Here is an 11140-nt window from a genome sequence, read left to right as displayed (position 1 = left end):
CCCTAAAGCAACAATGTTAGGATGGCTCGTGGTCGACAATGACGGTAACAAGCATGTTAGACAAAGTTTTGAGAATTGCCACAAGGCAAAGCCCGCTTGCGCTATGGCAGGCACATTATGTGAAAGAGCGCCTGGAGTCGTGTCATCCGGGGCTTTCCGTTGAGCTGGTGCCCATGGTCACCCGCGGCGACGTGCTCCTTGATACCCCGCTGGCAAAGGTGGGCGGCAAGGGCTTATTTGTGAAAGAGTTAGAGCTCGCCATGATTGAAGGGCGCGCCGATATCGCCGTCCATTCGATGAAAGATGTCCCGGTCGAATTCCCGGAAGGCCTGGGGTTGGTCACCATCTGCGAGCGTGAAGATCCGCGCGACGCATTTGTTTCCAATCACTATGCCTCAATTGACGATCTGCCGGCCGGCAGCATCGTTGGCACGTCAAGTTTACGTCGCCAATGCCAGTTGGCGGCAGAGCGCCCCGATCTGGTGATCCGTTCGCTACGCGGCAACGTTGGCACGCGATTAGGCAAACTCGATAACGGCGAGTATGACGCTATTATCCTCGCCGCCGCCGGGTTGAAGCGGCTGAAACTGGAAGCGCGTATTCGCCAGCCGCTCTCGCCTGAGCAATCTCTGCCGGCCGTCGGCCAGGGCGCGGTAGGTATCGAATGCCGCCTTGACGATGAATGGACCAAAGCGCTGTTAGCGCCGCTTAACCATACGGAAACCGCCGTGCGCGTGCGCGCCGAGCGGGCGATGAACACCCGTCTCGAAGGCGGTTGTCAGGTGCCGATTGGCAGCTATGCCGAACTGCGCGATGGTGAGCTGTGGCTACGGGCGCTGGTGGGCGCGCCGGATGGGTCGCTGGTCGTGCGCGGTGAACGCCGCGGCCGGCCGGAAGAGGCAGAGGCGCTCGGCGTCTCGCTGGCGGAAGAGCTACTGGATAACGGCGCCCGCGACATCCTCGCGGCGGTCTATGATGGAGAAGCCCCACGATGAGCATCCTGGTCACCCGTCCGCTACCGCAAGGTGAAGAGTTAGTCAGCCGCCTGCGCGCGCTGGGACGCGTGGCCTGGAGCTTTCCGCTGATTGAATTCACGCCGGGGCGGGAGCTGGCAGCGCTCCCGCGCCAGCTGGCGGCATTAGGCGCGGACGATTTGTTGTTTGCGCTATCGCAGCATGCGGTGGAATTCGCCCATGCCCGTCTGCTGCAGGAGAGCCAACGCTGGCCCTCCGATCCGGCCTATTTCTCGATAGGCCGCACCACCGCGCTGGCTCTGCATACGGTCAGTGGTAAAAATATCCGTTACCCGTTAGATCGGGAAATCAGCGAAGTCTTGCTACAATTACCTGAATTACAAAACATTGCGGGCAAGAAAGCCCTGATTCTGCGCGGCAACGGCGGGCGGGAATTATTAGGCGACACGCTGCGTGAACGCGGCGCCGAAGTAACATTTTGTGAATGTTATCAACGTTGTGCGAAGTACTATGATGGTGCGGAAGAGGCTATGCGCTGGCAATCTCGTGGAGTCACTACGCTGGTGGTCACCAGCGGCGAGATGCTGCAGCAGCTGTGGTCGTTAATACCCCAGTGGTATCGCGAACGGTGGCTGCTGCACTGTAGCCTTGTCGTTGTCAGCGAACGTCTGGCCCTTCAGGCCCGGGAATTGGGCTGGCAGGATATTCAGGTTGCCGATAACGCCGACAACGATGCGCTGCTACGCGCATTACAATAACTCTCAACATTGGAAGCCATAATGACGGAACAACAAAATCAATCCGCCGTGGTTGAAGAGACCAGGGAGGCCGTGGAAACCACGCCACAGCCAGAAAACAACGAGAAGAAAAAGGCCGGCAACAAAACCAGCCTGGCGCTCAGCGCGATAGCTATCGCCATCGCCCTCGCCGCCGGTATTGGCCTGTATGGTTTGAATAAACAGCAATCCACGCGCCAAAATGAAACCAGCTCGGAATTATCAAGCCAGATCGCAGCGCTGCAAAAAGCGCAGGATAGCCAGAAGAGCGAGCTGGAAGGCATTATCAAACAGCAGGCCGATCGGTTGAGCGAGGCCAAACGCGAACAGGAAACCCTGACGAAACAGCTTGATGAGCTACAGCAAAAAGTTGCAGTGATTTCCGGCAGCGACGCCAAAACCTGGCTGCTGGCGCAGGCTGATTTCCTGGTTAAGCTGGCGGGACGTAAGCTGTGGAGCGATCAGGATGTGACGACCGCCGCCGCGCTGCTGAAAAGCGCCGATGCCAGTCTCGCCGACATGAACGACCCAAGCCTTATCGGCGCGCGCCGCGCCATCACCGATGACATCGCTTCGCTGTCGGCGGTAAGTCAGGTCGATTACGACGGCATTATCCTTAAGGTTAACCAGCTGGCGAACCAAATCGACAATCTGCGTCTGGCTGATAATAACGACGATGATTCTCCGATGGATGCCGACAGCGACGAGCTCTCCAGCTCCATCGGCGAATGGCGCGTTAACCTGCAGAAAAGCTGGCAGAACTTTATGGATAGCTTCATTACCATACGTCGCCGTGACGAAACGGCGGTGCCGCTGTTAGCGCCGAATCAGGATGTCTATCTGCGCGAAAATATCCGCTCTCGTCTGCTGGTTGCCGCGCAGGCGGTGCCGCGTCATCAGGAAGAAACCTATAAGCAGGCGCTGGAAAACGTCTCCACCTGGGTACGCGCTTATTACGATACTGAAGACGCCACTACCAAGGCTTTCCTTGAAGAGGTGGATAAGCTCAGTCAGCAAAGTATCACCATGAGCGTACCGGAAACGTTGCAGAGCCAGAGCCTGCTGGAAAAGCTGATGCAAACTCGGGTGCGTAATTTAATGGCCCAGCCTGCGGCAGCCGCTCCGACGCCGACGCCAGCACCGACCGCGCCAGCCCCTGCGCCGCAAGGAGAATAACCGATGCTGAAAATTCTCCTGCTTTTCGCACTGCTGATCGCCGGGATCGTCGTCGGCCCGATGATCGCGGGCCACCAGGGCTACGTTCTAATCCAGACCGATAACTACAATATCGAAACCAGCGTGACGGGCCTTGTGATCATCCTGATCCTCGCAATGGTGGTGCTGTTCGCCATTGAATGGCTGTTGCGCCGCATTTTCCGTACCGGCGCGCACACGCGCGGCTGGTTCGTCGGCCGTAAGCGCCGCCGCGCGCGTAAGCAAACCGAGCAAGCGCTGCTGAAACTGGCGGAAGGCGATTACCAACAGGTTGAAAAGCTGATGGCGAAAAATGCCGATCACGCCGAACAACCGGTAGTGAACTATCTGTTAGCGGCGGAAGCGGCCCAACAGCGCGGTGATGAAGCTCGCGCCAATCAGCATCTTGAGCGCGCCGCCGAACTGGCTGGCGATGACCTGATCCCGGTTGAAATCACCCGCGTGCGCCTACAGCTGGCGCGTAATGAAAACCACGCCGCCCGTCACGGCATCGATAAGCTACTGGAAGTGACCCCGCGTCATCCGGAGGTGCTGCGTCTTGCCGAGCAGGCTTATACCCGTACCGGCGCGTGGAATTCGCTGCTGGACATCATTCCATCCATGGCGAAAGCCAACGTGGGGGATGAAGAGCACCGCGCCGCGCTGGAACAGCTGGCGTGGATTGGCCTGATGGACAAAGCGCTGGCCGACGGCGGTAGCGAAGGGCTACGCGAGTGGTGGCGCAACCAGAGCCGTAAAACGCGCGCCCTGATACCGCTGCAGGTGGCGATGGCCGAACGCCTGATCGAGAGCGACGATCACGACACCGCACAGCAGATTATTATCGATGGTCTGAAGAAACAGTACGACGACCGCCTGGTTATGCCAATTCCGCGGCTGAAGACCAATAATCCTGAACAACTGGAGAAAGTGCTGCGCCAGCAGATCAAAGCCGTCGGCGACCGTCCGCTGCTGTGGAGCACCCTGGGCCAGTCGCTGATGCGTCACGGTGAATGGCAGGAGGCCAGTATCGCTTTCCGCGCCGCACTTAAGCAGCGCCCGGATGCCTTTGATTACGCGTGGCTTGCCGATGCGCTGGACCGCCTGCACCAGCCGGAAGAAGCGGCGACCATGCGCCGTGACGGCCTGCTGTTGACGCTACACAATAACCCTCAGCAGTAATTCACGATAACGCTATCGCCTCGTTCGGGGCGATAGCGCCCTTCTCTCGCGAAAAGATAGCCTACCCCTGAAAGAAAAAAACGCCTGCGCTGAAATCAGGGCAGGCGTTAAAACAGGTCTGTTTGACAACAAATTGGGTGCTTCACTCAACGTTATGTCCATGGTGTTTGATGAGACATATGAAATGCGACATCTATCAGTGGACGATAAGCACCGTAAGTACGGCTCTGCATCATTCCTGAGTTTATGAGGCACAAAGGCGAACATAAGAGATGGAATGAGCATCTACCCGGTTATTATCGCACAGGATCCAGCGAGATTGCATCTATCGCAGCAATCATTTGGGACAATTCCGGACAATAATTCGCAGACGTGGAACCTATTTTTTACGAGGAAGATCAGCGGGATAAAAGACGACTGGAGAAAACCGGAAAACAAAAAACCCCGCCGAAGCGGGGTTCAAAATTGGTCGGCGAGAGAGGATTCGAACCTCCGACCCACTGGTCCCAAACCAGTTGCGCTACCAAGCTGCGCTACTCGCCGAAATACTGCTTTTTGAATTTTTAGTTCAATTCTTTAAAGTCGTGGTGCGAGGGGGGGGACTTGAACCCCCACGTCCGTAAGAACACTAACACCTGAAGCTAGCGCGTCTACCAATTCCGCCACCTTCGCAATTCACAACTCTATCAAATAATGGGGTGGCTAATGGGATTCGAACCCACGACAACTGGAATCACAATCCAGGGCTCTACCAACTGAGCTATAGCCACCACAACAATTCTTTTACGCGGTATTAAAACCACCGCAGCTCCAGCACCGGGTAAATGGTGCGCCCGACAGGATTCGAACCTGAGACCTCTGCCTCCGGAGGGCAGCGCTCTATCCAGCTGAGCTACGGGCGCTTAGCGCCGTTGCGGGGGTGGATAATACGGACTTCCCCCCCCCCTGTCTAGTGCCTTTTTAAATAAAATTTCTATTTGCTCACAGTTTGTGCGCTTTGGCGCTTATTCCGCCGTTTTATCGAGATTTCCCCGCTTGCCGAGGCCGAAAACCTTATAAATAAGGGTCACCGCGGCAAGGAAAATAATCCCGACAAAGAGCGACATCCGGGTTTCATCGTTGATTCCCATGCCGATCAGCACACAAACGAGGAATGCCATCGTCAAATAGTTCGCCCACGGGAACAACAGCGAACGGAACGGATGGCTGGCCATCGCCTGCTGATGCTCGCGGCGGAAACGCAGCTGGCTTATCAGGATCACAAACCACGGCACCATCCCCGGCAACACGCTGGCGCTATAGACATAGACAAACACGCGCTGCGGGTTAGGAATAATGTAGTTCAGGCACGAACCGATTAGCAGAATCACGATCGACAGCGCAACGCCCGCTACCGGTACGCCCTGACGCGACACTTTGGCCATTGCCGCCGGTAGCTGACGATTACGCGCTAGCGCATATAACATGCGTCCACAGCTATACATCCCGCTGTTACAGCCCGACAGCGCGGCGGTCAGCACCACGAAGTTGATAATCCCCGCCGCCGCGGTAATGCCGATTTTGGCGAAGGTGAGAACGAATGGGCTACCGGTCGAGCCAATCTGGTTCCACGGGAAGATAGTCACGATAACGAAAATCGCCCCCACGTAGAAAATCAGGATACGCCACAGCACCTTGCCTACCGCGCTACGCAACGTGACCTGCGGGTTTTTCGCTTCCCCGGCAGTGATACCGATAAGTTCAACGCCCTGATAAGAGGCGACGACAATACACAGCGCCGTCAGGAAGCCTTTCCAGCCGCCGGCGAAGAAGCCGCCATGCTCGGTCAGGTTGCCAAAACCGATCGACTGTCCGCCGTTGCCGAAACCAAAGAAGATGACGCCCAGGCCGATGACAATCATCACGATAATGGTGGTGACCTTAATCATCGCAAACCAGAACTCGATCTCGCCGTACAGACGCACTGCCGCCAGGTTAGCCAACGCCACCAGTCCGACGGCAATTAGCGCCGGGATCCACTGCGCCATCTCCGGGAACCAGAACTGCACGTATACCCCGATGGCGGTGATCTCAGATATCCCCACCGCCATCCACATAAACCAGTATGACCAGGCCGTGAGATAGCCGAAGAACGGGCTCATGTAGCGATGTGCGTAAACGGCGAATGAGCCGGTTACTGGTTCGAGGAACAACATCTCGCCCATCGAACGCATGATAAAGAAGACAAATAAACCGGCGATAATATACGCCAGCAGGACGGATGGACCGGCCCACTTCAGCGTACTTGCCGCACCCATGAATAACCCTACGCCAATCGTCCCGCCTAGCGCGATTAGCTCAATATGCCGGGCCTCCAGTCCACGCTGGAGTTCCGCTTTTTTCTCAGTCATAAAGCCTCTTGTGTTTGCTGTACTCCGGGTACTCCCGGTTATTGTTATTAATTGAAACCATAGCCTTGCCGACGCGCAGGTCTCCCCCACGCGTTTGAAGCATGCGAATGGTTAATTAATTTTACGGAAATGGCAAATAAAGTATCAGGCGAGTGAAGAGATTACACAGAATATGTATGCAATCTCGTCTGGTTGCAGTGGAATATCAGAGCTTGCCGGAATAATGCCAACGTAAATAGCGCAGTAGACGGAACTGTCTTTTGATGCGGCTCGGCTGCAGGAGCAGGCGATAGAACCACTCCAGCCCCAGGTTCTGCCAGAATTTTGGCGCCCGGTGAACGTGGCCGGTAAAGACGTCATAAGTGCCGCCAACGCCCATATACAACGCGGCGGGATACACCAGTCGACAGTCGCGCATCAGAATTTCCTGGCGCGGCGATCCCATCGCGACGGTGACAATTTTCGCCCCGCTGTCGCGTACCCGTTCAAACAACTGCTGGCGCTGATCGGCGGAAAAATAGCCGTCCTGGCTGCCGACGATATTCACCTTCCAGCGCTCACGTAGCTTCGCTTGCGTCTCCGCCAGCACCTCGGGCTTGCCGCCAATCAGAAACACCGGCGTTCCCTGCGCCCCGGCGCGCTCCATTAAGGCTTCCCACAGATCGGCGCCGGCAACGCGCGACACCTCAGCCTGCGGATATTTTTTGCGTAATGATCGCACGACGCTGATGCCGTCGGCATATTTAAACTCGGCGGCCTCAATCAGCGCACGCACTTCCGGGATATCTTCTACCGCCAGCATTTTTTCGGCGTTGATCGCGACCAGCGTTCCCTGACGCAGTTCGCCGTCGGCGAAGAGATAGTTGAGCGCATGCTGCATGTCGCGCCAGCCAATAAGCTGCAGCCCTCGCAGCGCATACTGCGGCGCGGAAGTGTTATCAGTCATGTTCATCCTTATCATACCTGCGGTTGCGAAAGCGGCTTCACCCGCTTATGAATCAATCCTGCGCTGTCCAGGAGCCAGTACAGCAATTTCGCCGCTAACAAGCAGATACCAAAGATCACGAGGAAAAACACCACGCGGGAGCCGAACGAATCCAACCCTTCGCGTGCCAGCACTATCATGTTGAAGATAGCGCCGAAACAGAAACTGTGCAGGATAGCCGCTTTGTAGCGATTGCTCTCCCGATTGCCAAGTTCGTACAACCAGTCAAACCATTTAATGATAAGCCCTACCGCGACGGCGCCCAGCGGTACGAACCATACGCCGCCCATCACCACCAGCGAACCAATCAGCGTCGGCGATATCGCCAGCCCCGAATGGTTGTTTAATACTTCCCACGTGAAGTAATTGGCGGTATTCAGCACCATTGTCGGGCGACCGTGCCACATCCAGCTGGGGATAAAGACGTAGAAGTCGCGGATCATCGGCGCCAGCCCCTGGAACTCAATCTTGTCGTAGTTCTGCAGCAGCAGCGCCAGGTTCTCCCACGGCGAGAAGGTATCACGCGTGAGATAGAGGAAAGTATAAAACGCTTCATCGCCGCTAACGTTCATCCCGTAGCGCTTCAACGCCAACCAGAACATGCCGACAATACCCAGCACGCCCGCCGCCGCCAGCATCCACAGGCTGATCCAGCCGCGAATAATGCCGATAAACAGGAAGATAGCGAAAGCGATAATGATATTGGCGCGGGTGCCGCCGACTATCGCGTAGGTCAGCAGGCCAAAGGCGACGGTGCTCACCAGGAAGAAAATCCACGCCTTGTAATCCTGACGCAGGAAATAGATCACCAGCATCGCCGGAATAAAGAAGTAGAAGAAGCGCTTCAACGCCACGCCGGACACTTCCGCAGAGAATATCTGGCTGTATGAATTGAGCTTAAATAGCAGAAAACCGTTGTGGGCGAAGAAGATACCGACGCACAGCAGCGCCAGCCCCATCAAAATCCCCCAGGCCAGATGGGTTTCAACCCGGTTCATGGTGAACAGCGGGCGACGTGGAACATCACGCGATGCCGGACGCAGTCGCGTTTTGTAGGTCACGTAGTAGATGGCGTAGAAGCACACCGCAACCAGCAGCGTCTGCAGCAAAATCTCCGGCGGCGCCACGCTGACGTCAAAGCGGAACACCAGGATACTGGTTAACGGGAAGCCGAAGAAAAAGGTGAGCAGGAACAACAACGAGAAAAAGACGTTGAAGTTAAAGCGCACGCGGCGGAACTCAAACCAGGTGGCGGTGGCGATAAACAGCGTCGACAGCAGCCAGACCACCAATAGCCCGCTAAATTGCATTAACGTCATACCCGATCCTCCGCTGCCAGCTGTAACGCCCGCTGCCAGCCCGCCAGATAGTTCGGGCGGAAGAAAGCGATTTGCGTTTTATCAACGCTCGCTAACTGGCGCTGTGCTTCGCGCACCACGTCGACATTCAGAGTATCGCTGGTAAACAGCACCGGGATCTGTTGTTCGGTCATATCCTGCCAGAACGGATTTTCGCGATTGAGCACGCAGGGAATACCCGCCTGAATCAGCAGGCACAGCGTGCCGATACCCTGCTGGCGCGCAAACAGGAAATAACCCAGATCGCAGCGGCGCAGCAGCGCCAGATAATCATCAAACTCAAGCTTCTCGCTGAGGATCTGCAGATGCTCGCGACTAAACAGCGCCGCTCCCGCCTGACGAACTTCATCAATGTAGGCTTCATTGTTGGCCGGATAGCCCATCGGTACGATGACATTCACCGTATCGCCAAACTGCTGATAAATCGCCTTTAACGCTGCAATATGCTCATTACTACGATCGCCGGAATTTCCGACCAGAATGGTCAGGGTGTCACCGCGCGGGGCGGTATCGGCAAGAGAATTTAGCGATGGATCCATGCGGGTCGGGAAGTACAGCAGTTCGCCCGGCACTCGCGGATGGCGGTTCGCAAACCAGCTGAGATCGCCGCGGGTGGCGAAAACGCGTCCTACCCGCCCTTGCGCCATGCGGCGCAGAGGATAAAAGAGACGGAATTTCAGGCTGGCTGAGTTTTCATACAGATCCGCGCCCCAGATATGCCAGTTAAACTGCGACGGGCGGATCCCGCCGCTCAACAGCGCCAGCCACAGACCGGTATTAAACTGACCGTGGAAAAAAAAGCGCTGCTGGCGATCGGCTTTCGCTTTGGCGATCGCCGCCTGCGCCAGCGATTTTTTTCCCGGGTAGCAGGTAATTTCCAGCGCCGGATACGCCTCGCGCATACCTGTCGCATCACCCACGACCATAAACGTCCTGGCCCGCGCGTCGGCGGCCAGTTCGTCGTTAAAGAACCGCAATACGGTCTGGTTGTGGTGCGGGATATCCGATCCCAGTACGTGTATCAGTGCTGTCATGCCCGTTTACGCCAGAGTAAAAACACGCCACTACAAAGGGCGAAATAAACAATATAAGTGGCCATATACGCCTGCGCCGCGCCAAGTGCGCCGTGCGCCGGAATAAGCCAGTGTGAAAATGCGGTCAGCAGCGTGAACTGGCTGATTTCCGTCAGAATATAAAAACGCAATGACGCTTTGGCGATCACCAGATAGCCGTAAACGTAAGCGCCAACTTTTAAAACATCGCCCACTAACTGCCAGGCGAACAGGTCGCGCATCGCGGTGAAGCGCGCGGAAAACAGTAACCAGATGGCAAAATCGCGCAGCAGCCAGACCGTCAGGCTCGCCGCCGCCACCGCCGGCAGGACGAATTTCAACGACTTCACTATTTCACGCGTGATGTCCGTTTTGGCGCTCAGCCGCGACAACGTCGGCAGCAGATATACGCTAAAGGAAGCGGTAATAAACTGCAGGTAGGCATCCGAGATACTGCTCACCCCCTGCCAGATGCCGACCGCCTCCCAGCCGTAATGCGCCGCCAGCAGGTTACGCATCATCACATAGGCCACCGGCAGCGTCACCGAGGTAATCAGCGCCATCAGGGTAAATTTCGATAGCTGCCCTGCAAGGCCGTTATCCCAACGCGGACGTAGCGCGCTCAGCGGGATCGCGCCACGTCGCCATAGCATAATGGCGGCCGGAACCACCACCAGCGCGGGGACTAACGCCAGCCCTAACAGCGCCCCCTGATAACCACCGAAGTAGTAACAGGCGTAATAGGCCGCCACGCCAATCAGGCTACCGGCAATCAGCGAAAAAGCGTTACCCGCCGCATCGCGAAAACCTTTCATCAGCGCCAGCAGATAGTTGGCCCATGCGATCCCCATCTGCACCAGCGCCACCAGACGTACCAGATTCTGATAGTGCGAATGGCCGAACAGCGCCTGGCTTATCGGCGCCGCCGCCAGCAAAAAGACCAGCGCCAGCAGGGTGGAAAAACCGAGCACCATTGATGACGACGTCCCGACCACCTGCTTCAGGCGTAGCGGATCGTCGTGATGTTGGGCAACCAGCTTAGTGACGCCATTAAAAATCCCGGCGCCAGCCAGTACGCCAAGGACGGTGACCAGTTGCCGGAAGTTACCGGCCTGGCCTACGCCCGCCGGGCCGAATGAGACCGCCAGCAGCTTTACCACCAGCAGACCGGCGCCTATTTTGACTAACGTGGACGCCGCGGTCCACAGTGACGCTTTTGCCAACGACAT

Annotated in this window: 9 protein-coding genes and 4 tRNA genes; 4 read left to right on the top strand and 9 right to left on the bottom strand. The window is 56.7% G+C overall.

Annotation, left to right across the window (positions count from 1 at the left end; genetic code table 11):
• The first annotated feature begins 53 nt into the window (after positions 1-53).
• The 4 genes from hemC to hemY are packed head-to-tail and all read left to right on the top strand — an operon-like array spanning position 54 to position 4126.
• Positions 54-995, top strand: coding sequence for a hydroxymethylbilane synthase (gene hemC, locus PGR09_RS23110; protein ID WP_045395576.1), 942 nt, complete (start codon positions 54-56; stop codon positions 993-995).
• Positions 992-1732, top strand: a complete 741-nt coding sequence (hemD, locus tag PGR09_RS23105) for a uroporphyrinogen-III synthase (RefSeq protein WP_045395574.1) — start codon at positions 992-994, stop codon at positions 1730-1732. The genes hemC and hemD overlap by 4 nt, the downstream gene beginning before the upstream one ends.
• A 21-nt stretch (positions 1733-1753) precedes the next feature.
• Entirely contained in the window at positions 1754-2926 is a 1173-nt protein-coding gene (gene hemX, locus PGR09_RS23100) for a uroporphyrinogen-III C-methyltransferase (RefSeq protein WP_045395572.1), read from the top strand.
• 3 nt (positions 2927-2929) lie between these two features.
• A complete protein-coding gene (gene hemY, locus PGR09_RS23095) occupies positions 2930-4126 on the top strand; it encodes a protoheme IX biogenesis protein HemY (RefSeq protein WP_042894676.1) in 1197 nt (398 codons plus the stop codon).
• Between the two features lie 466 nt (positions 4127-4592).
• Here hemY and PGR09_RS23090 read toward each other — a convergent pair.
• From PGR09_RS23090 to wzxE, 9 genes are all read right to left on the bottom strand, one after another.
• Positions 4593-4669, bottom strand: a tRNA-Pro gene (locus PGR09_RS23090).
• A 42-nt stretch (positions 4670-4711) separates the two neighbouring features.
• Positions 4712-4798 (bottom strand) — tRNA-Leu (locus PGR09_RS23085).
• Between the two features lie 22 nt (positions 4799-4820).
• A tRNA-His gene (locus tag PGR09_RS23080) sits at positions 4821-4896 on the bottom strand.
• A 55-nt stretch (positions 4897-4951) separates the two neighbouring features.
• Positions 4952-5028, bottom strand: a tRNA-Arg gene (locus PGR09_RS23075).
• A 102-nt stretch (positions 5029-5130) separates the two neighbouring features.
• On the bottom strand, positions 5131-6516 hold the full coding sequence (gene thrP, locus PGR09_RS23070) for a bifunctional threonine/serine APC transporter ThrP (RefSeq protein WP_045395570.1): 1386 nt from the start codon (positions 6514-6516) through the stop codon (positions 5131-5133).
• A gap of 205 nt (positions 6517-6721) precedes the next feature.
• A complete protein-coding gene (gene wecG, locus PGR09_RS23065) occupies positions 6722-7462 on the bottom strand; it encodes a lipopolysaccharide N-acetylmannosaminouronosyltransferase (protein ID WP_045395568.1) in 741 nt (246 codons plus the stop codon).
• An 11-nt stretch (positions 7463-7473) separates the two neighbouring features.
• Positions 7474-8820: an ECA oligosaccharide polymerase gene (wzyE, locus tag PGR09_RS23060; RefSeq protein ID WP_015368875.1), complete on the bottom strand. Its 1347-nt coding sequence runs from the start codon at positions 8818-8820 to the stop codon at positions 7474-7476.
• On the bottom strand, positions 8817-9893 hold the full coding sequence (locus PGR09_RS23055) for a TDP-N-acetylfucosamine:lipid II N-acetylfucosaminyltransferase (RefSeq protein ID WP_063447513.1): 1077 nt from the start codon (positions 9891-9893) through the stop codon (positions 8817-8819). Before PGR09_RS23055 ends, wzyE begins: the two co-directional genes overlap by 4 nt.
• The gene (gene wzxE / locus PGR09_RS23050; RefSeq protein WP_045378694.1) at positions 9890-11140 is read right to left on the bottom strand and encodes a lipid III flippase WzxE; all 1251 of its coding nucleotides are present in this window, start codon (positions 11138-11140) and stop codon (positions 9890-9892) included. The genes PGR09_RS23055 and wzxE overlap by 4 nt, the downstream gene beginning before the upstream one ends.

This window comes from Klebsiella sp. 141251 (assembly GCF_050600725.1).
Lineage (GTDB): Bacteria > Pseudomonadota > Gammaproteobacteria > Enterobacterales > Enterobacteriaceae > Klebsiella > Klebsiella aerogenes.
This window is presented reverse-complemented; position numbering and strand designations above follow the sequence as displayed.